Origin of the sequence: Rossellomorea sp. y25, assembly GCF_038049935.1 — a bacterium.
GTDB lineage: Bacteria > Bacillota > Bacilli > Bacillales > Bacillaceae_B > Rossellomorea.
In genome coordinates this window covers 3,908,784-3,931,853 of sequence record NZ_CP145886.1, presented here as the reverse complement: position 1 = coordinate 3,931,853, position 23,070 = coordinate 3,908,784, and the positions used below count along the sequence as shown (strand labels likewise).

Below are 23,070 nucleotides of genomic sequence, written 5' to 3'. Positions count from 1 at the left end.
TAGATGTTTGATTTTATAAAGGATAATTTAATCCTCAATGATCCGTTGATTCTTGGAGCCAATATTTCCATCGTTTTCACCGTAATCGGGATCGTCGCAACCCTAACATACTTTAAAAAATGGAAATGGCTATGGAACGACTGGATCACGAGTGTTGATCATAAAAAAATCGGTATCATGTATATCATTGCTGCATTGATCATGCTCTTCCGCGGAGGAGTCGATGCACTTTTAATGAGGGCGCAATTAACGGTGCCCAATAATGAATTTTTATCATCACAGCACTACAATGAAATTTTTACGACACATGGTACGATCATGATTCTATTCATGGCAATGCCATTCTTACTTGGACTAATGAACGTCGTAGTCCCTCTCCAAATAGGTGCAAGGGACGTCGCGTTCCCATTCCTGAATAACTTAAGTTTCTGGTCATTCATGTTTGGGGCGATCCTTTTCAATATGTCATTCGTATTCGGTGGATCACCGGATGCCGGATGGACGAACTACGCACCATTGGCAATCGAAGGAAGTCCGGGACCGGGAATTAACTATTACCTTCTTGGCTTGCAGATTTCCGGAATTGGTACATTATTAACGGGGATCAACTTTGTTGTTACGATCATCAAAATGCGTGCACCAGGCATGACGCTTCTTCGTATGCCGATGTTTACGTGGACGACATTGATTACTGCATTCATCATCGTATTTGCTTTCCCGATCTTAACGGTGACATTAGCGTTGATGACATTTGACCGATTATTCGGTACGCATTTCTTCACGCTGACAGCCGGCGGGAATCCGATGCTCTGGTCGAATTTATTCTGGTTATGGGGACACCCGGAAGTATATATCGTTATTTTGCCTGCTTTCGGTATTTTCTCAGAAATCATTGCAACATTTGCAAGAAAAACATTGTTTGGTTATAAATCAATGATTATCTCACTAGTAGCCATTTCAGGGTTAAGCTTCGTTGTGTGGGTTCACCATTTCTTCACGATGGGCGGAAGCGCTGCGGTGAACAGTGTATTCTCGATTTCGACGATGGCGATCGCCATACCGACCGGGATCAAGATATTCAACTGGTTGGGTACTCTTTACAAGGGACGGATTGAATTTACCGTCGCCATGATGTGGTCCGTTGCGTTTATTCCAACCTTCCTGATCGGTGGAGTGACAGGGGTCATGCTCGGTATGGCTGCAGCTGACTTCCAATATCACAACAACTACTTCCTGGTTGCTCACTTCCACTACACGCTGATTGCCGGTGTGGTATTTGCCTGCTTCGCAGGACTCGTATACTGGTATCCAAAAATGTTTGGTCATAAGATGAATGAACGAATCGGAAAATGGGCTTTCTGGTTCTTCTCTATCGGTTTCAATGTATGTTTCTTACCGCAATTCGTCTTAGGGTTTTCCGGTATGCCAAGACGTGTGTACACATACGGACCAGAAGATGGCTGGACAGCATTGAATGTCATCTCTTCTGTCGGGGCTTTCGGAATGGGAGTAGGATTCATGATCATCGTCTATAACGTCTACTATAGCTATCGTTTTGCAAAACGGGAACTATCAGGGGATGCTTGGGATGGACGTACGCTTGAATGGGCGACCAGCTCTGCGATTCCACCCCATTATAACTTCGCTCATGTTCCTGAAGTGAAGAGTGCGGATGCTTTCTACTATATGAAACAAGAGAGAAAAGAATCTGGCAAACCTGAAAAGGTTGAGTATAAACCGATCCATATGCCAAGTAATGCAGGGACACCATTTATCATGTCCGGGTTATTCTTCGTTGGAGGATTCGGCTTGGTGTTTGAACTGTGGTGGATGGCGATTCTTGCCCTTATCGGTATCTTCGGATGCATGGCATACCGTTCACTATTCTCACACAAACAGGATGCTGGTTACTATGTAAGTGTGGAAGAAATAGAAAAAACTGAAAATCCGTATAAGAGGGAGGCGTGAATATGGCACATAGTACAAATGTAGATCCAAATACGCCACTTGAATATCAATCGGAGATCGGCAAACTGAATATTTTCGGATTCTGGGTTTTCCTTGGTGCGGAAGTAGCTCTATTTGCCACTATTTTCGCTACATTCTTTGCCCTTGAAAGCGGCACGGTTGGAGGACCGCTTCCATCTGAAGTATTTGATCTGAAGAATACAATCATCATGACGTTACTATTATTGATCAGTAGTTTCACGTCCGGGTTATCGATAAATGAATTAAGAAGAAGAAATGTCAAAGGGATGATGGTCTGGCTGATCATCACACTGCTCTTTGGAGCAGGATTCCTTTACATGGAAATCACGGAATTCCTTCACCTGATCCATGAGGGAGCAGCCATGGGAACCAATGCATACTGGTCTTCTTTCTATCTATTGACCGGAACGCATGGTCTCCACGTATCACTAGGTATTTTATGGATTATACTGGTTATGTTCCAGGTGAAAAGACAAGGATTAAATCCAGATACCGCTAAAAAACTATTCGTATCCAGCTTGTATTGGCACTTCCTGGACTTTGTATGGATCTTCGTGTTTACAAGCGTGTACTTACTAGGGATGGTGGGATAATGGAACACAATACAGCGAATCATAGTCGTATTCCTTGGACACAGATTATAGGTTTTGTTTTATCCATTGCATTGACATTTTTGGCCGTTTGGTTCGGACTTTACGCAGGACTCGCGTACAATGTGATGGTGGCTCTTGTATTTGTTCTTGCCTTTATCCAGGCGGCAATCCAACTGTTTATGTTCATGCACGTAACAGAAGGAGAAGGCAGATGGCAGGTAGGAAAAATGATGTCAGCTGCATTCATTGCCCTTGTGATCGTACTTGGATCGATTTGGGTATTGAGCAATATGCATTAATGCATTAATGCATTAATTTGAAATAGAGACCGTTGAATTCATTCAACGGTCTCTATTTTTATATTCTCAACAGAAACACAGTATATTCCTATAAATAGAAAAAATAGTAAAATTTTACTGGTGATTTCGCCTCTTATTTCGTCTTGCGAAATAATGTATGATTCAGTATATTCAAACTATTAATCTACCAGGAGGATTTGATTGTTGAAAAAACCGATTGTATCTCTTACTCTTGCCGCCACTTTATCCATTGGAGCCATTGGGTTACAGCCCGCTTTTGCTCAAAGTAGCGAAGTCGGATATCACCATGTTCAAAATGACTTTGATAAGAAACTATTAAAAAAGATTGATGGAGAAAAAATCTATCAAAACATTGATTACTTATCAAAAGTTCCACGTGTAGCCGGGACAGTTTCTGAAGAAAATGCTGTTCACTATATTAAGGAGCAATTTGAATCGTATGGATATGAAGTGGAAATCCAGCCATTTACGTTTTATGGCTACACACCACCTACTACGATTGAGCTATCTGTAGAGAGCCAACAAGGGGAATATGCGCCAAGAGCATTTACATACTCAGTCAGTGGAAATGTAACGGGTGAACTTGTTGATGCGGGTCTTGGAAAGAAGGAAGACCTTCAAGACCATGACCTGACGGGGAAAATTGCCCTTGTTGAACGCGGGGAAATCAGTTTTAGTGAAAAGGTATTAAATGCAGCTGAAAAGGGAGCGGTCGGAGTCATCATTTATAACCATTCAGATGGACCATTAAGCGGTACATTAGGAGAACATAATGATGACTTTGTTCCGGCAGTTGCCCTATCAAAAGCAGAAGGGGAAGCACTTTCAGCTGAGTTGGGAAAATCAGTCACCATTACGATCGAAGGAGCGGAAACAGGAGAAAAAACTTCTCATAATGTGATTGCAACAAAGCATCCAAAAAATAAAAAGAAAGCAACTGACGATATTATTGTCGTAGGTTCTCATCATGATTCGGTAGCTGGAGCTCCTGGAGCAAACGATGATGCCTCAGGAACTGCTATGACTCTCGAGCTTGCACGTGTCCTGAAGAATGAACAGACAGATACGGAAGTTCGCTTTATCACATTCGGAGCAGAAGAAGTAGGCTTACTAGGTTCTTCACACTATGTTGAGACGTTATCAGAAGATGAAATCGATCGTACGGTGGCTAACTTCAACCTTGATATGGTAGGTAGTAAAGATGCAGGTGACCTTGTCATGCTTACTCTCGATGGTAAGCCTAACCTTGTGACGGAGCTTGCCCAGAAATCAAGTGAAAAACTAAACGGTGAGGCGACACCATACGGTCAGGGTGGACGCAGTGATCATGTTCCTTTTGCTGAAGTAGGAATTCCTGCTGCACTATTTATCCATAGCCCTTCAGAACCTTGGTATCATACACCTGAAGACACCATTGATAAAATTAGCAAAGCAAAGCTTCAAGATGTGGCCGAAATCGTGGGATCTGCTGTTTATGACCGTGCCAGAGTGGATTTTAAGGGTCCAAAGGCTAAAAAAGGTCCTAAACTAAAGGCGAAAGAAGAGATGTTTTACGAGCAGGATATTAAATAAACCCTATCAAAAATAATCAGACTTCAATCTTTACCAATCAACTAACAAACTACTAATAATGAAAAATCAGCCCCTAAAAAGGGCTGATTTTTTGAGTTTATTCTTCTTCACTCTCATAGTTAAATTGCCACTGAATACCGAACTTATCGGTCACCTGACCATACAACTTGCTCCAGAATGTCTCCTGAAGCTCCATATCCACCTTCCCGCCTTCTTTCAGTTTGTGGAAACGGGTTGTCAACTCTTCAGTATCGTTGCTTACCAGGGCCAGGGTGATATTGTTTCCTTCCACGAAAGGCATATCAGGAAACACGTCGGAAAACATGACGTTGCTGCCATCGATTGTCAGTCTTGTATGTAACACGAGGTTCCTGGCTTCTTCAGGAAGGGGATAATCAGGGTGGGGAGGTGCTTCTGCAAACGTCATGATCTGCGGTGGCTCCGTACCGAATACCTCTGCATAATACTCCACTGCTTCTCGACAATTCCCATTAAAATTAAGGTAAACATTGACTGACATGTCTATCACTCCTATTGATTATAATGACTACATTTTTTATTGTAGCATCATCTTGTCCTTGTTGGTTAAAAAATATGAATAATCAATCAATTTAACCAAACAAAAGAACGCCAACCTCAACGTCGGAGGTGGCGCTCACTACCTTCACTCTGCTTTCAATTCCTTCAAGACATTGATTCCAAACAAAAGGACACCGACTGTAGTCACTACACCACCGGCAGCAATAACCGGGACGACGCCTTCATTTCCAAGTATTAAGAAAAATAAACCAATCGTCATAAGGGGCAATCCGACATTGTGAAGCCAGAAATGAGCTTTAGCCAGTTTAGTAGAAGATACTGCCGGGAATAAGTGATAAATGAGACCTGCTAACGTTAGGGCAGTCCAGCCTAATAAGTTAATGTGGACATGGACCGGAGACAAACTGTAGTCATGGACCATGGACATATACAGTCCGATACACACACCAATCATAAAGTAGACGACAGAAATTTTGATCAGTTTAATCCCCATCTAATTTCCCTCCTTTTCTCTGGTAATATATGAGAATTTTGACCTATATAGAACTTGGGTTTCCGTCCATGTATCTAATTTAATTTCAAAAAATAGGCAGATAGTGTTTATTAGGTGTTATACTGAAAGAAATGGGTATTCATCTGTCTTTACAGAATTTTCGTGGAAGCCTCTCATAAAGTTCGAGAAGAATGTAAGCGTTTCCTGATGAGTGGAGTTCCTGAAAAAATGAAGGAGTGATAAGGTGGAAACTGAGACATCACTAACCGGCACGATATTCTTAAGTAAACTCATCACTCAATACGCGTATATACATCAAAAAACGGTAGGTAAAACAGCAGATGAATACATTCGTCAAATCGGCCTTCGTACAGGTGAATGGATTGAAGGATTATATGGGGATAAAGGTGAGGATTGGACGGTCGACCGATATGCAGAGGTCATTGTCGATTTGAAAAATTCAATCGGTGGGCATTTTTACATATCTAAAGTATATTCTGATCATGTCGTCGTAAAGGCTACGGCTTGCCCATTTGGAGAAGTCGTTCAGGATGCTCCACATTTGTGCAATATGACATCTAGCGTATTTGGAGGGATTGCATCCCGTCAATTCGGTTATTCTAAAGTGGTTCTGCGAAAACGAATAGCAGCTGGGGACTCAGGCTGTGAAGTAGCGGTATATTTCCGTGAAACAGAAGAAGAAGGAGACGTCTACCGAGACTTACATTATACTCCTAATCACGGTAGTCCATATCATTGGGAAGAAGAAACCATTCGACTATTAAATGAACAGCTAAGGCAAAGTGATGAGCTGGTCATGAAACTTGTTAATGAGCTGGAAGAGTTGAGGGAGCAGGTCAAACAGAATGAATAGATTGCTAGAAAAGCGGGATTTATCTGCAAAGGGTGCAGTTTTCGTGTGCAATTTGATTAAATGACGTATTAAACGTTTCGTGAATCGACACGAGACGTTTTTTTCTAGAATTTCACCTTTTAAGAACCGTTTTTATATGGAGAGTAATGAAATTATTGGGGTTTTGGTATTAATCGTTGCCTACTGTGTCAGGAATTGATAGAATCATCAATTAGAGAAACTGTAATTCGAAAATGGGGAGAAAAAAATGATAAATGTCACTAGTGGATTTAGAATCGAAAAAGATTTTCTTGGAGAAAAAGAAGTACCCGAAGATGTGTACTATGGAATTCAAACCTTACGGGCAGTGGAAAATTTTCCGGTTACGGGGTACAAAATCCATAAAGAGATGATTGATGCCTTAGCAGTCGTGAAGAAAGCGGCAGCATTAGCAAACATGGAAACCACACGTCTTTATGACGGGATCGGTCAAGCCATCGTGCAAGCTTCTGATGAAATATTGGAAGGGAAGCTTCATGAATTCTTCATCGTCGATCCCATTCAGGGAGGGGCAGGGACTTCCATCAACATGAACGCTAATGAAGTCATTGCCAATCGTGCCCTGGAGCTAATGTCCCATCTAAAAGGTGAATATGGAAAGGTAAGCCCGAACAGTCATGTGAATATGTCACAGTCAACGAATGACGTATTCCCGACAGTCATTCATATTTCCACACTGAAGTTATTAGAGAAACTACTTGTCACGATGGAACATATGCTGAACGCCTTTAAAAAGAAAGCACAGGAGTTCGATCACGTCATTAAGATGGGACGTACCCATCTTCAAGATGCTGTTCCGATTCGCCTTGGGCAGGAGTTCGAAGCGTATAGCAGGGTAGTGGAGCGTGATATTAAACGTATCGGACGAACACGGGAGCACCTCTATGAAGTAAACATGGGGGCGACTGCAGTAGGAACTGGATTAAACGCGGATCCTGTATATATCAAGAGTGTCGTGAAACATCTGGCCGATATCAGTGGGTTACCATTAACGGGGGCTGAGCACCTTGTCGATGCTACGCAAAATACCGACGCATACACAGAAGTTTCGGCTGCACTGAAGGTATGTATGGTCAATATGTCCAAGATTGCCAATGACCTGCGTATGATGGCTTCGGGCCCGCGCGCCGGACTTGGTGAAATATCACTGCCATCCAGACAGCCCGGTTCTTCCATCATGCCCGGTAAAGTCAATCCGGTCATGCCTGAACTAATCAATCAAGTAGCCTTTCAGGTCATGGGGAATGATCAGACCATCTCCTTGGCATCAGAAGCGGGCCAGCTTGAACTGAATGTGATGGAACCAGTACTCGTATTTAATCTCCTTCAGTCTATCAGTATCATGAACAATGCGTTCAGAAGCTTTACGGACAATTGTCTTGTGGGAATTGAAGCGAATGAGACACGTATGAAAGAGTATGTGGAAAATAGTGTGGGAATCATTACAGCTGTGAATCCTCACTTGGGGTATGAAGTCGTATCCAGAATCGCCAGGGAAGCCATTCTAAAAGGAAAATCAGTGAGAGAGCTATGCTTGGAATATGATGTTTTGACAGAAGAAGAGCTTGATTTAATTCTGAATCCTTATGAAATGACGAATCCTGGGATTGCGGGACGAGTGCTATTTGATCGGGAATAGGTTTTAACCAGTATAACGAATGAAGAGAAATTTACCTTTATAAATAGGGGAGGTTTCTCTTTTCTTATTTTTAGAAATCACACTTGGGAATGTTTATTAGCGGTCTAATTCTCTTTTCACTACACCCATAAGACTTTTGTAGGGTTTAATTGGTTTATACCATTAAGACCAATTAACTCATAAAATCCTGTACCTTGCCCTCAGAACACATTAATGACAAAAGCTGTCTATTTGAATTTATCACTTTCCTTGAAAAGGTAAAAATGTATATTTATTAATAATTTATATATATTACCCAATAAGATAAGGATAATTACTTCCCATTAATAGCTTATAAGAAACGAATATCCTATGTATAATGATAGATATATACAAGGGGGGAAGTGAAACAATGTCTATAGGCAGGATCATCTACTATCATCGAAAAAAACAAAATAAAACACAAGAGCAGCTTTGCAAGGGGATATGTTCAACCACTCATTTAAGCAAGATTGAGAACAGTTCTAAAGAAGGAAATCTGGAAACATTAGAATTACTTTGTAAGCGACTTGGTGTATCAATCGAAGAGGAAACGGCAAAGACACTTTACTTGAAACGCCAGCTAGCCCAATTCTATGAAGCGATTGAGAGACTTCATCGAGATCATGCCGAAAGACTGTATCAGGAGTTACAAAGACATAAAGACTATATCCAATGTACGGAAATGGTTTACTTATTTGAGCTTTACATGCTTCGATATCAATTATTCACGAACAATCCAACCGAATATGAACAGGCTTCTCTTGGACTCAAAAAGAATATGAGTAAATTTTCATCGTTTGAAAAGTATTTATGGGAGTTCTTTCAGGGAATTTATTACGGACAGAAACAGCAATACTCCAAGGCGCTTTCCATCTTTGATCAAATAGAGGATAGAGCCGATCTCTATAGTGAGAAAGTAACAGATTATTATTATTATAAAGCGGCTAATCATGGGTTATTGAAGCATTTTACATTGTCTCTGCATTACTCACACAAGGCATTGAGGATTTTTCAGAACACTGGGAACATTTTGAGGATACTCCATGTGAAAATCGGATTATCGGCTAACTTGATTTATATTAACGATTTTGAACGTGCAGAAGTCATGTTGCATACGGCCTTAAACGATGCAGAGATGTTAAAGGATAACGAAACGAAAATTACCGCCCTTCATAATTTCGGATTGCTAAATAGAAAAAAAGGAAGGCTGCAAGAGTCGTTAGACTGTTTCTCCCAGTCCCTCAAATTGAAAAAAAAGCATACAATGGGGTATTACGGCACATTGATTGAAATGGTACAAGTGTTGCTGGACTTGAACGAGAGGGAAATAGCAATCAATCTTTTGCAGGAGAACCTAAAAGATTTTAAAGATCAAGAGTCCGTTAAATATACGGAGTTGATGGTGTTGTATTTAGATGCGACAGAGGATGATAAACGGCTTAGCGACTATTTAATCGATCGTGGTCTGCCAATGATGAAGCAATATGATCGTTATAAGGCCGCGTCATTTTCAGAACGACTAGCGGTTTATTTTAAAGAGAAGGGGGACCTGATTTCTTCCAATCACTATCTTCAATTATCGAATGAGCTATTGAAAAAGTTAATCTTTAACCATATTGAACCTCTTCAAATAAAAAAGTAAAAACAAGCGACTGCTATTGGTTGCTTGTTTTTTTACTTTTATAAGAAATTTAATAGGGATTATTCACCTTTCGGTAAAGGGTGTATTTACCTATTTATAAGGGTGTAGGAAATAAAAAATAGGTACAAAGACTAACTCATGCGTAACTTTCCCAACTTTCTTCATGACTTAATAGAGAAATGTCATAAAAAAAATAGAATCTTTAAGATAAATGTCGGAAAGTGTAAAGAATTTTCCCAATTAACAGTCATATTAAAGAAGATTAAAATACAAACTGTAAACAACTCTACGCTAATGGATGAATATAAGAGGGGGAAAAGTATGAATAAGAAACGTTCAGCCAAGATCTTGACGGTTGCACTGGCTACAAGTTTACTAGGCACATCAGGGATGCCATTTAACGTGATGGCAGAAGGTTCGCCAAATCCGTCTAAGTTCACACAGGTAAAAGATGTAGAAAAGACGTTGATGAATCTATCGGATGAGCAGAGAAGTGCTCTTAAACAGATCGAAGCGAAACCGGATTTTGAAATCGCTCCGAATATTAATACAGAAAGCGAAGGACTCGTTGATGTCATCGTTGAATTCAAACAGGCACCTGCTAAAGTGGAAGTGATGAAGCAGGCGGCTAAGGGACTCCGAACGACTACTAAAGCAGCGGCTGAAAAGGTAGAGAAATCTCACAGTGAATTCAAACAAACATTCCATTCTATGAAAAATAAAAAGAGTGCAAGCTCTGGATTACAAGATGCGAAGATCACGAAAGAATATCGTTCCGCCATCAATGGTGTCGCGATGTCCATCCCGGGAAATGAGATTGATAGTTTGCTGGATTCCGGGGTCGTGAAACGTGTATGGAAAGATGAAGTCGTTCAGCTTGAACTTCCGGAAATGGAAGGGGAAGCTTCTGAATCTAAAATGATGGATAGTATCCCGCAAATCAATGTAGATAAACTTCATGATGAAAATATAACGGGTGAAGGAATCAAGGTCGGAGTACTTGATACAGGAATTGACTATCATCATCCTGATTTGCAGGATGCCTATAAGGGTGGTTATGATTTCATTGATAACGATAATGACCCTATGGAAACAACCTATGAAGATTGGCAGAATTCAGGTAAACCTGAGGTCAATCCTGCTTCTGGATCAGCCTACTACACGGAGCATGGTACACATGTCTCGGGAACGATTGGCGGCGAACAGAAGAATACAGTCGACTATGCGGTAAAAGGGGTTGCCCCTAATGTCGATTTATATGGCTATCGTGTTCTTGGTCCGTACGGTGCTGGAACAGCCACAAGTGTCCTTTCAGGAATTGAGCAAGCTGTCATCGATGACATGGACGTCATGAACTTATCTTTGGGTGCTTCAACGAACGATCCGCTATATCCGACTTCGGTTGCAGTTAACAATGCGATGCTCTCAGGAGTGGTGGCAGTAGTGGCAGCAGGAAACAGTGGGCCGGAAGAAGGAACACTTGGAGCTCCAGGTGCAGCGGCCCTCGGCATTACGGTTGGGGCAAGTGATTTTGACATGGATATCCCTACCTTCAAATCCATGAGTGTAAATGGTGAAACATTTGAGAATGTTTTATTATTGGGAAAGAACTTTTCCGATGATTTATCATCTCTTCAAAATCAGTCAAAACAAGTAGTTTTTGCCGGACTTGGATATGAAGCTGATTTTGAAGGGAAAGATCTAACGGGGAAAATTGCCTTGATTCAACGTGGTGAAATTGCCTTTGTGGAGAAAATGAAACAAGCGAAAGAAGCAGGGGCTGAAGCTGTCATCATCTACAATAATATAGACGGTGAGATTCAGGCCTATTTGGGAGAAGGATCAGACTATATCCCGACCTTTCGTATGACAAAAACGGATGGAGAGCGTTTGAAAGGGCTAGGCGATAACGCATCCATTACGTTTGGAGATGTAGCGTCTGTCCAAACAGAAGGGGATAACCTGGCCAGCTTCAGCTCAAGGGGACCTGTGGCTGGAAGCTATGATATTAAACCGGATGTTGTGGCACCTGGGGTAGCGATCTTCTCAACCATTCCAGAATATATCAATAGCCCGGAAGAAGGGGTAGACTATTCTGCAGCCTATACCCGCCTTCAGGGAACATCGATGGCAACACCTCATGTTGCGGGAGTGGTGGCCCTCATGCTTCAAGAAAATCCAAATCTCTCACCATTCGATGTGAAAGCCGCCTTAATGAACACGGCAGAAGATTTGAATGGTGACGTATCCGTATTTGAACAGGGAGCGGGACGTGTGGATGCCTATGATGCAGTACATGCCGATGTATCCATCAAAGTGATGGATACAACAAAAAATCTAAATGAAAATGGTGAAGAGGTCGAGATCGATGAAGAGACGGCATCCATCTCTTTCGGAAGTCACTACAAAGATGACGATGGAATTAAAGCAGACAGCAGGATGAACATCGAGAACAATGGCGGGGAAGACAAGTCATTCAAGGTTGAAGTCGAATACCATGGTGAACGTACAGGTATCAAGGATTCAGCTGCGAACGGCATTCACTTAGACGTTCCGACGAGTGTAGCGGTTGCCGCAAGCGGTTCGAAAGAGATTTCACCAACGATCACGGTTCCGGAAGATGCAGAAGAAGGGCGATATGAAGGATATATTCACCTGACGAATGCAAGTGATGCGAGTGAAACGTACCAGGTTCCGTTTGCGATCCGAGTCACTGGAAAAGGGTTCGACTATCTTGAAACAGACAGGCCCGCTCTTGCGAATAATACGCCTAAGTGGCAGTACTACAATCCATACCTAACAGCAATATTCAAAATGAAAAGCCCACTGACCAAGTTAGACATTATAGTGAAAGATGGACAATCGGGTCAAGCTATTGGATTCATTGCTTCCCTTGAAGATGCGAATGCAAAGCCTGACAAAAAATATTACATTCCTTATGTTTTCTCAGGGGTCGTTTATCCGTTTACAAATGACAATCAAAATCCGATATCAGACCAAAGTATTGATTTGCCTGAAGGGGATTATGAATTAGAATTCATAGGGTACGACGAAGAGGGTAAAACGTATACGATCGACACACCTGTCATCGTCGACAATACAAAACCCCAAGTGACATTTGATAAAGCTTCAGATGTGTATGAAATCAGTGAAGATATGTACACAGAAGAGTTTGGAAAGACAGCATTCTGGCTACACGGAAATGTGCAGGATGAAACAGTGGATGTCCTGCAATCAAAAGGAATGAATTATGATCAATCATCAAACAGATTTTTTATAGCAACTGGCATCCGTCCATACTACAATTGTTGTTTCCCTTCAGCCGATTCAGAAGGGGATACTCAGTTTGGAATCGAACCTTCTGATATTGCAGATGGAGCATTAAGATTAAGTTTAGCCGGTGCTGATATGGCAATGAATGTCAATTACCAAAGTTATATCTTCTTACAAGAGGGCACTGAATATGTAACATCTTATTACAACAAGAATGAAGTTGGGTTAGACGATACAGTGACCATGACTCTGAGCTTGAATAACGTAAAAAATCTTATGTCAGGAGAGTACACGATTCAATATAAAGGGGAAATGTACTCATTTGAATCGGCAAAGTTGAATGATGAATTTAAAGCCTATGCAGAAGAGAACGGGCTTCAGGCATCCCTTCAGGATCCTGTAGTAAGCGATTCTGGATATTACGCTAACGTAACGGTAGGAGCTGCATTGAACGGAGAAGGGTACTCCGGGTTGAATGGTGATATGCCTGTTGTGGATGTGACGTTCAAGGTCACTCAAGATGACTGGTTTTATGGATCTGATAAATTGGATGTCACAAAGTCAAGCTACACAAAGGCCGGTGAAGATAAGGCTGTGTCTCTTCCATATTACAGCACTTCATCCTATGATTTCGTGTCCAAACATTCAAAGGTTGAAGGGAATATCAAACCAGAAGCATTTTTGAAGAAAAGTGGCAGCGGAAATCTCTATTTACCAAATGGTGTAGTTCAAAATATCGGAGCGAAGGTATATGCCCTATCACCGGATGGTGAAAAATACGAAGGCAGCATTGCTGCAAATGGGAAATACACCATTTATGGGGTTCCGGCTTCACGTGAGACATACAATGTCGTAGTGGAAACACCAGGACATATAAAGACTTATACTCCATTCATACCTGGATTTGAATTAAAGGGTGAAGAGTATGGAAGGTTCGTTTCCGGAGGAACCAAAATGGGTCTTGCAGGAGATGTGAATAGTGACAGTTTGATCGACATCAAAGATGTTCAGGATATCGTTGAATATTACGGTAAAGAAAACCCTGAGATTCAAACATATGACCTGAATCAGGATGGAGTAGTAAACGAGACGGACGTTCGATTCATTGAAAAGAACTTCTTAACAAAAGGACCGGATGCGCCTAAAGGGAAATCACCTAAAGAAACCAACGGAAAAAAAGATCTAGCCTATTATTTGAATATGATGGGATTAGAACGAACTGAATAACAAGTAGGCATTAACTAACAAAAGGGAAAGAAATGTTCATGAACATTTCTTTCCCTTTTTCTTATTTCCAATGGGTAGCTTTTTAAACATATAGAGCAATCAGTATGGTGAGTCTATTTTCTTATAATGAATTCTTTTGACATCCTTCTATTCTTTTATTATTAAAATTCCCCTGGTTCCCCCAATTATTTTATAGAATTTTCATTCTTTTTAACTAACAGTCAGGGCTATTTGAAGAGAAATGCAAAAAATGTTGGTATTTTCAGGGTAAAAAGACCCGTTGTGCCCTTGTTGGTAAACCGGAACTCCCCCAACAGGAAACCTGATCACTTAACAGAAATGGTTAGAGTATGGTACTCCGTATTCAAACTGATTGAAGGAGGAGGGGAAGTGAAGGGGGATATTCATGATACTTACACAGGAGTACTGTTTCTTCTATGAGATACGTAAAAAGAAAGATACTATTCTATCAAAAAGGGTGAATACATGATGGTTTCGAAGAAAAGTACGTTATCCATTGGATTGATGTCCGTTCTCCTAAGCAGCAGTATGATTACGCCAGCAAGTGCTGAATTCTATCAGTCTAAGGAAGAAATGGATCCTGCTCATATCCATAAAGGGAAACTCCCATTGATGGATATGGAAAAGAAAGCTACAGATGATCCTTTATACGGACAGGACCTTAAAGCATTCAACTCAAATGAAAGTATTCGCCTAATTGTAGAGGTGGACGTAAATAAGAAACTGAAAACGGCACCTGAAAAGCAGGTAGAGCAAGTGAAAAATACGTTTATGAAAAAGAGGGATGCTTCTTCTAAAATCATACATACGTATTCAACAGGTTTTTATGGATTCAGTATGGAAACGACGATGAAAGACGCAGAGAAAATCAAAGAGCTAGAGGGCGTAAAGGATATTCGTATTGCCAAAACCTATGAGCATATGGATGTAAAGAGCAACGAGCTTGTGGAAGCGATGAATGTATGGACGAAATATAATTACAGCGGCGATGGAATGGTCGTAGCGATCGTGGATTCTGGCATCGACTATCGCCATGAGGCCATGACGCTTTCTGAAAAAGGAAAGAAAAAAGCGAAGTATAATGAACATAACATACAAGAGAAGCTTGATGAGTCGGAAGTAGATGATGTTTGGTATACAGACAAAGTACCGACAGGCTATGACTGGGCAGATAAAGACACCAATGTCATTCCTGCAAGTAATTCCCACGGAACCCACGTAGCAGGAATTGTAGGGGCATACGAAGAATCCCAGAAAAAGGCGATGGGAGTGGCACCGGATGTACAGCTATTGGCCGAAAAAGTATTCTCGGATAGTAGAAGTGGTGCATATGACGATGATATCGTGGCTGGAATCTATCATGCGGTGGAGTTTGGGGCTGATGTCATCAATTTAAGTCTGGGATCTGACGCAGGAAGCGTAGACCCGAATGATCCGGTACAACGTGCCATTCAATATGCAACAGAACATGGGGTATTAGTCGTAGCTGCGGCAGGTAACGCTTCTTATAGTACAAAACAAAACTTGCTGGAAAGATCACAATTACCATGGGCCAAAAATCCTGATATCGGTCTTGTTGGCGACCCTGGTGTAACACCATCCGCACTGCAGGTTGCTTCATCAGAGAATGATCAGATGAGTGTCGATGCTTTAAGTTTGAATGATGGAAGTCAGCTTGGATATCAAACACAATCCAGTTCCAAAAAGCTTAGTGATGAACTCGAAGCCGGTCAAGATTACGAATTGATTTTCGCCGGTGAAGGATTTGGCAGCCATCTGGATGGTTTGGATCTAGAAGGGAAAATTGTAGTTGCAAAACCTGCAAAATCGTATGCTGTTTATTCGACTCTTCAATATGACTCAGCAAAAAAAGGGGCAGTCGGACTGATCGTCATTCCACCGGATAAATATCCATCTTATGCAAATTTAAATTTCTCAAGATACACCATTCCAGCCGTTACGACTGGACATACAGAAGGAGATCAATTAATCGAGCGATTACAAAGCGGAGAGAAGATTTCAGTGCAACTGTCAGATGAAGGTGTTTGGGTACAAAACCCGACAACAGAACCGATGTCTTCATTCTCTTCTTATGGTTCACCAACGGATTTAAGCTTTAAACCAGAAATCACAGCTCCTGGAGGAAAGATCAGCTCGACAGTATTGAACAACGAATATGAAACCATGAGTGGAACATCCATGGCAACTCCACACGTAGCAGCTGGAGCGGCTTTACTTCTTGAGAAGTATTACGAGGAGTTAGGTTTACCAAAAAATGAAGAAACGGTCTTAAAAGCGAAGAATGCATTAATGAACACGTCCCAGGTGTTAACGAATCCCGACGATGAAAATTCCTTATACTCACCAAGACGTCAAGGTTCAGGTTTGATGAAGATTGAACAAGCGATTAAATCTCCTTACCTTGTGGAACATGTAGGTGCCCCTTTGGAAAAGGCTGCATCCGTTGCGTTAAAGGAAGTGGACAGAACGTTCGATTTCACATTGGATGTAGAGCCCTTGGCAAAAAAGCTTGAAAAAGCCAATGACCAATATGAAATCGTAGTAGATGTGTTAATGGATGAGACAGAGAAGAAGACATATGGCGGTGTAGAAAGAGAATATCTAACTTTACATTCGATACCGATAGAGGGAGCGGTCGTTAAAATCAACGGAAAACAGATGGGAGACAAGAAAATTCAATACAAACCACGTCGTGATGGCGAAGTGAAGATCTCTGTCACACTCCCGGAAGGGTTAAGCGAAGGTCGTTTTGTTGAAGGGTTTGTCCGCTTTGTTCCTAAAGGAACCTCTGTAAAAGATTTAGCAACTTTAACGATGCCTTTCATGGGATATTACGGCGATTGGGATTCCCTTAATAATATTGATGTGAGTCCGGTGAATGGAGATCCATACTTAGGATATACCGTTCTTTGGAATGACGTAATGGAGTTGCCTATGGGGTATGATACTTCCACAGGAACATTTGATCCAAATAAGATTGGATATTCTAAGAATGCGGTTGCGTCAGGTATATATCCTTCCTTCACGGCGTTTCGTAATTTGAAAGAAATGTCTCTGAAGGTAGAGGATGAGAATGGAAAAACTGTTGCCAACATCACGAATTTCGGTGAATTTACGGAAGATGGCAGCCCGTACCCATTCAGAAAGAACATTATGGGCTATGGAAATTACTCTTATAAGTTCGATGGGATGTTCTGGAGTGGGGAAGATGACGGCGGGAACCAACTTCCTGACGGGAACTATACGTATGTGTATGAGAGTACATTGAATTATGAGGGAGCAGAGCCTCAACAAACGAAAATTCCGTTTAAACTGGATTCTGTTGCGCCTGTTGTTAAAAATATCAAGATTACAGAACAAACGGATGGGAAGTATAAAATTACGTGGGATGTCACAGAAGAAGGAACGAAACATATCGGAAATTTCATCTGGGTAAATGGCGGTAGTCGTAAAAGCGTATACAGTGATGCAAATGAGTACATTACCGACGAGAAACCTGAAATTGTCATGATATCAGCCATAGATGCTCTCCAAAATGTTGGTGTTGGTTATAATGGAAATGAGGAATTGCTGAATGCAGATCCATTTATCAATTATTGGAATGTGTCACGATCCAATGTGAATGAAACGAAACCGGCTTCCATCTTAATTTTTGGCTATAAACGAATAGATTGGCATATAGAGATTTCTAATTCAGCAGGCGAAGTGATCGAGTATGCCGATATTGAAAATGAACATTCAATTTATGGGTTGAAATGGTATGCTGGCACTGAATATCCGGACGGTGATTATTATGTGACTGTCACAGGAACAGATGAAACGGGATTATCGTTGACTTCCGAACCGAAGAAAATTACGGTTAAACATTAATGAAAAAAGCCAAGAACGTGATATCGTTCTTGGCTTTTTTTATTGATTTACTTTTTTAATAAGGACTAAGGAATTTCGGGTGAAATTGCATTTGTTGATAAAATTGAAAAATGGCCAATTCTTTCTTGTAAAGAAGGAGATTAACCCGGCACTCCCTAAACTAGTTTGCTCTATGAGAATTCCTCCTGACACCTATTCATTAAACAGATACAAGTCATGTGCCTCTAGTACCTTGTGCAAACCAACATACCTATCTTCTAAACTGAAACTCATTTGAGATAAAATTTGAATTTGATGAAATTTTGCAAAAGTTAGATTCTATCAAATCTAAATAGTATGAATATATCATCAGATAAGAAAGAAGGGAAAAGACGGATGAAAAAGAGAATCACCAAAAATGTCACAATGTTGGCACTTAGTGCAGGACTTGTAGGCAGTAGTCTAGCACCAGCCACACTAACACACCAAGTGCATGCACAGCCCTCTTCAGGCATTGATCAAGTACTATCGAAGCTTACTCCGGAGCAGCGTCAAGCGATTAAACAATTACAAACGAATGTCCAAGGAGGACTACAGCTATCCCCTGAGGTAGATCAAAAGAGTGCCGATTCCATTTCTGTCATTGTAGAATTTAAGGATAAGCCGGAAAAGACAGCGGTGCTGGAAGCGGAACTCGAAGGGAAATCCCTGTCTAGGACAAAAGCAAAAGAAAAAGTAGATGCAGCTCATGAAACCTTTCAAAGAGACCTGCAAACAATTTTCGAAAATGAGATGAAACAAAAGAAATCATCTTTCAAAATCAAGCAGTCTTATAAGCATGCCTTTAACGGTGTGGCGATGACCATTCCTGCCAACAAGGCAAAAGAGTTACTTGATTCTAAAGAGGTAAAGGCTGTTTGGAGTGATTTGGAAGTACACGTCGAGCCTCCTGTCACAGAACAAGAAAAATCAGAGAAACAAACAGAACCGAATAAGATGACCACGTTTCCTGGCATCGAAAAGCTTCATCACGAAGGATTCACAGGAGAAGGTGTGAAGGTAGGGATCCTCGATACTGGAATCGACTATAATCATCCTGACTTAAAAGATGCCTATAAAGGCGGATATGATTTCGTGGATAACGATAATGACCCGATGGAAACAACGTATGAAGATTGGGTGAAGGCAGGAAAACCTAAAGGATCTCGAGACTATTTTACGCAGCATGGAACTCATGTGGCTGGAATCGTTGCCGGGCAGGGGGCGAACGAGTCTGACTTAGCGGTGACCGGAGTAGCACCGGATGCTGATATTCATGCGTATCGTGTGCTAGGTCCATTCGGTACTGGTAGCACCGGGGCGATATTAGCCGGTATCGACCAAGCAGTGGAGGACGGTATGGATGTGCTTAATATGTCGCTTGGTGCGAGTTACAACGATCCGTTGTATGTGACGAGTATTGCCGTTAACAATGCCGTGCTTGCCGGTGTAACGGCAGTGGTGTCAGCAGGAAACACAGGAAATGGAATGTATACACTTGGTTCACCAGGTACCTCTCCATTGGCGCTTACTGTCGGGGCGAGTGACACATCTGTTACGATTCCAACATTTAAAGGAACGCTTCATGCAGATGCAAATGTATCAGCTGATTTAAAGCTGGTTGCCAGAGGTTTTGACAATAAAATAGAAGAATTAAAAGGACAAAATTTTCAGGTTATAGATGGAGAAAACGGTTCTTATTTTGACAAAGATGTGGATGGAAAAGTTATCCTTGATACACGCGGATATATTGATCTTCGCTCTATGATAAATAATGCGAAAAAAGGAGGAGCGAAGGCTCTTCTATTATACAACGCCTATCCGCTGGAAGATGTGTATTTAGGAGAAGGGTTTGATTCCATCCCTGTATTCTCACTAAGCGATGAACAAGGAAAAGCAATGAAGCAAGCAATGGATTCAGGGAGTGCAACATTCTCCTTTGATGAAATGGGTGATCCAATTGTAACTGGAGGGGATGTATTAGCTGACTTCAGTTCTCGCGGTCCGTCCCGAGTATTGTATGATATTAAGCCGGAAGTAACCGCACCGGGGGTAGCTGTCATGTCTACAGTACCGTCATATATACATGGAGAAGATCAAATCGGAAACTATCAATATGCGTATGAAGGTTTATCCGGTACATCCATGGCAGCACCAAATGTAGCGGGGGTTGCGGCACTTTTAAAACAAGCTGATCCTGACATGACGCCTGCCGATATCAAAGCGAGGCTCATGAATACGGCAACTCCATTAAATGGAGAATATAGCGTTTTTGAAGTAGGAGCAGGACGTGTGGATCCGTATAAAGCCATTCATGCTCAAACGAGCATTCAAGTAAATGATGAGACGGAAACGAGTGATGGAGGAGCCGCCACTCTTGCAGATGAGGGAATCCAAACGATTAAAGAAACGACCGGTGCTCTCAGCTTTGGCGGCCATGCTGTTGATGGAAAGCATATAAGAGAGACCCGCTCTGTCACACTGATCAACAACAGTAATGAAACGAAAACATATGATGTGAAGGTCGAATTCCAAACATTAGAAGGAAGATTTGCTAATGATTATTCCCGCGAAGCTAACGATGCGGCGGCCAACGGTGTCACCTTGGAGACAAAGAAATCCGTGAAGGTGAAGGCTGGTAAGAAAAAGAAAACTGCGGTGACGATGCTAATTCCAAAAACCGCTGAATTAGGAAATTATGAAGGATACGTTGTGTACACGAATAAAGCTGATCCGGATGAAACGTATCGCGTTCCATTTGGCATTCATACAGCGGAAGAGGGCATTGATCATATCGAGGCAAGTCCTCCTGCGTTTACAGTAGCGAGTGAAGCTGGATATAACGGTATAAAATGGGGTGTCGGGCTTTACTTCCAATTAAAATCTCATATGCGTTCACTGGATCTATTCCTGGTCGATCCGAAAACGAATGAAGAAATCGGATTCCTTGGCTCTTTGGACGGCATGGGTGCAGATGAGCAAATTGAATATCGCCTTGGCGGGGCAATGAACGAAGGGTATTACTATCCATTAACGGGAGACCCGGATAATCCGATTGCGTATGATACGAAACAAACAGAACCAGGGCTGTACAAAATCAAGATGGTAGGGACAAATGATCATGGAAAAACCTTTAGTTCAGATACGCCGGTTTACTTTAGCGTCACGCAGCCAACCCTGGATCTCAACGTGGACTCTGGTGTGGTTGAATATAGTCCGGATCAAACAACAGTCCCATTAACAGGATCTGTTTACGATCCAGGTGTGGAAGAAATGAAAGCTGGGGGTATGGATGTATCACAAGCTAATAATAAATTTGTCTATCAGTTCGGCAGATTTAGCACCGAAGTTCCTTTAGACCCTGACGGAAACTTTACTACAGATCTTCCACTCGTCCCAGGTGTATCAGTGCTACCAGTCAAAATGTATGCAGAAAACATTGCGACAGTACGAAACTATGCTAGTTATAAACAGGTATATTATGTGAAGCAAGGCACTCAATACGGAACAGCTCTTCCGGTTAAAAAGAAAGTAACAGCGGGCGATACGGTGACGCTTACCCTTTCAATGAACAATATGACAAACATGAAGCAAGCAGAATATTCATTTATAAATCCAATGTCAGCGGGTGTCGAGCTTGAAAGCGTTAAACCGCACGAGACATTGAATGGGAAAGTGGATATTGAGACAGTGAATACGGATGTAGAAATAGATGGGTTTACGGGGACAAAAACAGCCATTTCCGCGACATTAACCGGTGATGCGGCACAAACTGGAGTAAGCGGAACGATTCCGATGGTGGATGTCACATATAAAGTGAAAGATGATGCCGATGGTGGAGATGTAAGTATTGATCAATTCAAAGCATCATACACCGATACAGAGGATACGATGAAATCCGTAGAAAGCATCACTATTCCTTATCTGGTGGAACGAACGCACTCTGTTTTGAAGTCTCACGTCAATCCAGAGGCATTTGAGAATCCTTACCTTCCAGGAGAACCATTAACAACATTTGATTACGTAAAAGCTGGTGCAAAAGTGAGAGTAACAGATGAAACAGGAATAGAGTATCCACATACTCTTGGAAGTAGTACAATTAATTATTATTTCAGTTCAAAATTACCAATTACTGATAAGCCATTCACATTAGAGGTAGATATGCCGGGACATTTCACTGTTAAGAGAATCTTTACAGTCGGTTTGAAAGAAAATGGTGAAATAAAGCCTTTTACAGAAACAATTTATTATAATACTGCCCATGCTGGGGATGTGAACAAAGATAATGTGATTGATGTGAAAGACGCGCTTTCTATTCAATCGAGTTGGAACACAGACAAGCGCGAAGCAGACATTAACTTTGATGGTGTAGTAGACGCAATGGATATGCACTTTGTCATCAATAATTACATGAAGCAAAATCCTTGGATGGATAACTCTCCAGAACCTGTGAAAACACATAACGGACAAACATTAGAAAGTGTGTTGGAGGAATTAAATATTCAGTAAGGAAAAAATGTGAGCAACGGCCAATGGTCGTTGCTTTTTTTTGTGAAATAGACCTTGGCAGCAGAATGCAAATGAATGACCTATCAATTATGAGGTGTGAAATATCCAAGGAGATAAACTGCACAGGCTTTGAAAGCCCTATTTTTAAAAAACTATCTTTGATTTTTCGACAACTCAAATTTCACCCTAACTGTTTAGACTATAAGATTGGCATTTTTCGGGGAGAATTTTTCTGGTGATTTTCAGGCCTTAACACCTATTGCTATTGTAATGGTTTAATAAGTTACAGGTTCAGAGGAGAATAGACTCACATTGAAATATTTCTAAGTACCTAAAGCTTTATTCTAGGAAAACAGCTAATTACAGATGCATAAGGAAACTTCAAATAACTACCAATTCGAATTAATTA

12 protein-coding genes are annotated in these 23,070 nt (G+C 41.3%); 10 read left to right on the top strand and 2 right to left on the bottom strand.

The features are described from left to right. Nucleotides 1-3: 3 nt before the first annotated feature. The 4 genes from qoxB to AAEM60_RS19800 all read left to right on the top strand — a co-directional run bounded on the left by qoxB (nt 4) and on the right by AAEM60_RS19800 (nt 4,474). Nucleotides 4-1,968 carry a cytochrome aa3 quinol oxidase subunit I gene (gene qoxB, locus AAEM60_RS19815; RefSeq protein WP_299743385.1) on the top strand — a complete coding sequence of 655 codons (1,965 nt, stop codon included), beginning with the start codon at nt 4-6 and terminating at the stop codon, nt 1,966-1,968. Nucleotides 1,969-1,970: 2 nt separating this feature from the next. Next, entirely contained in the window at nt 1,971-2,582 is a 612-nt protein-coding gene (qoxC, locus tag AAEM60_RS19810) for a cytochrome aa3 quinol oxidase subunit III (protein WP_148970166.1), read from the top strand. Further along, nucleotides 2,579-2,881 carry a cytochrome aa3 quinol oxidase subunit IV gene (qoxD, locus tag AAEM60_RS19805; protein ID WP_188048567.1) on the top strand — a complete coding sequence of 101 codons (303 nt, stop codon included), beginning with the start codon at nt 2,579-2,581 and terminating at the stop codon, nt 2,879-2,881. The genes qoxC and qoxD overlap by 4 nt, the downstream gene beginning before the upstream one ends. A 204-nt stretch (nt 2,882-3,085) precedes the next feature. Continuing rightward, nucleotides 3,086-4,474, top strand: coding sequence for a M20/M25/M40 family metallo-hydrolase (locus AAEM60_RS19800; protein WP_341356946.1), 1,389 nt, complete (start codon nt 3,086-3,088; stop codon nt 4,472-4,474). A gap of 97 nt (nt 4,475-4,571) precedes the next feature. Here AAEM60_RS19800 and AAEM60_RS19795 read toward each other — a convergent pair whose 3' ends face one another. Both AAEM60_RS19795 and AAEM60_RS19790 read right to left on the bottom strand, forming a co-directional pair. Further along, nucleotides 4,572-4,994 (bottom strand): VOC family protein, encoded by a 423-nt coding sequence (locus AAEM60_RS19795; RefSeq protein WP_299743389.1) that lies wholly within the window; start codon nt 4,992-4,994, stop codon nt 4,572-4,574. 144 nt (nt 4,995-5,138) lie between these two features. Then, the gene (locus AAEM60_RS19790; RefSeq protein ID WP_341356945.1) at nt 5,139-5,507 is read right to left on the bottom strand and encodes a cytochrome-c oxidase; all 369 of its coding nucleotides are present in this window, start codon (nt 5,505-5,507) and stop codon (nt 5,139-5,141) included. A 244-nt stretch (nt 5,508-5,751) separates the two neighbouring features. Between AAEM60_RS19790 and AAEM60_RS19785 the strand changes: the two genes are divergently transcribed. From AAEM60_RS19785 to AAEM60_RS19760, 6 genes are all read left to right on the top strand, one after another. Continuing rightward, nucleotides 5,752-6,381 carry a methanogen output domain 1-containing protein gene (locus AAEM60_RS19785; protein WP_299743393.1) on the top strand — a complete coding sequence of 210 codons (630 nt, stop codon included), beginning with the start codon at nt 5,752-5,754 and terminating at the stop codon, nt 6,379-6,381. Nucleotides 6,382-6,628: 247 nt separating this feature from the next. After that, the gene (aspA, locus tag AAEM60_RS19780; protein WP_341356944.1) at nt 6,629-8,059 is read left to right on the top strand and encodes an aspartate ammonia-lyase; all 1,431 of its coding nucleotides are present in this window, start codon (nt 6,629-6,631) and stop codon (nt 8,057-8,059) included. A gap of 391 nt (nt 8,060-8,450) precedes the next feature. After that, entirely contained in the window at nt 8,451-9,722 is a 1,272-nt protein-coding gene (locus AAEM60_RS19775; protein ID WP_341356943.1) for a helix-turn-helix transcriptional regulator, read from the top strand. 321 nt (nt 9,723-10,043) lie between these two features. Continuing rightward, on the top strand, nt 10,044-14,222 hold the full coding sequence (locus AAEM60_RS19770) for a S8 family serine peptidase (protein WP_341356942.1): 4,179 nt from the start codon (nt 10,044-10,046) through the stop codon (nt 14,220-14,222). 486 nt (nt 14,223-14,708) lie between these two features. Further along, nucleotides 14,709-18,134, top strand: a complete 3,426-nt coding sequence (locus AAEM60_RS19765; protein WP_341356941.1) for a S8 family serine peptidase — start codon at nt 14,709-14,711, stop codon at nt 18,132-18,134. 375 nt (nt 18,135-18,509) lie between these two features. Further along, entirely contained in the window at nt 18,510-22,661 is a 4,152-nt protein-coding gene (locus AAEM60_RS19760) for a S8 family serine peptidase (RefSeq protein ID WP_341356940.1), read from the top strand. Nucleotides 22,662-23,070 lie beyond the last annotated feature (409 nt).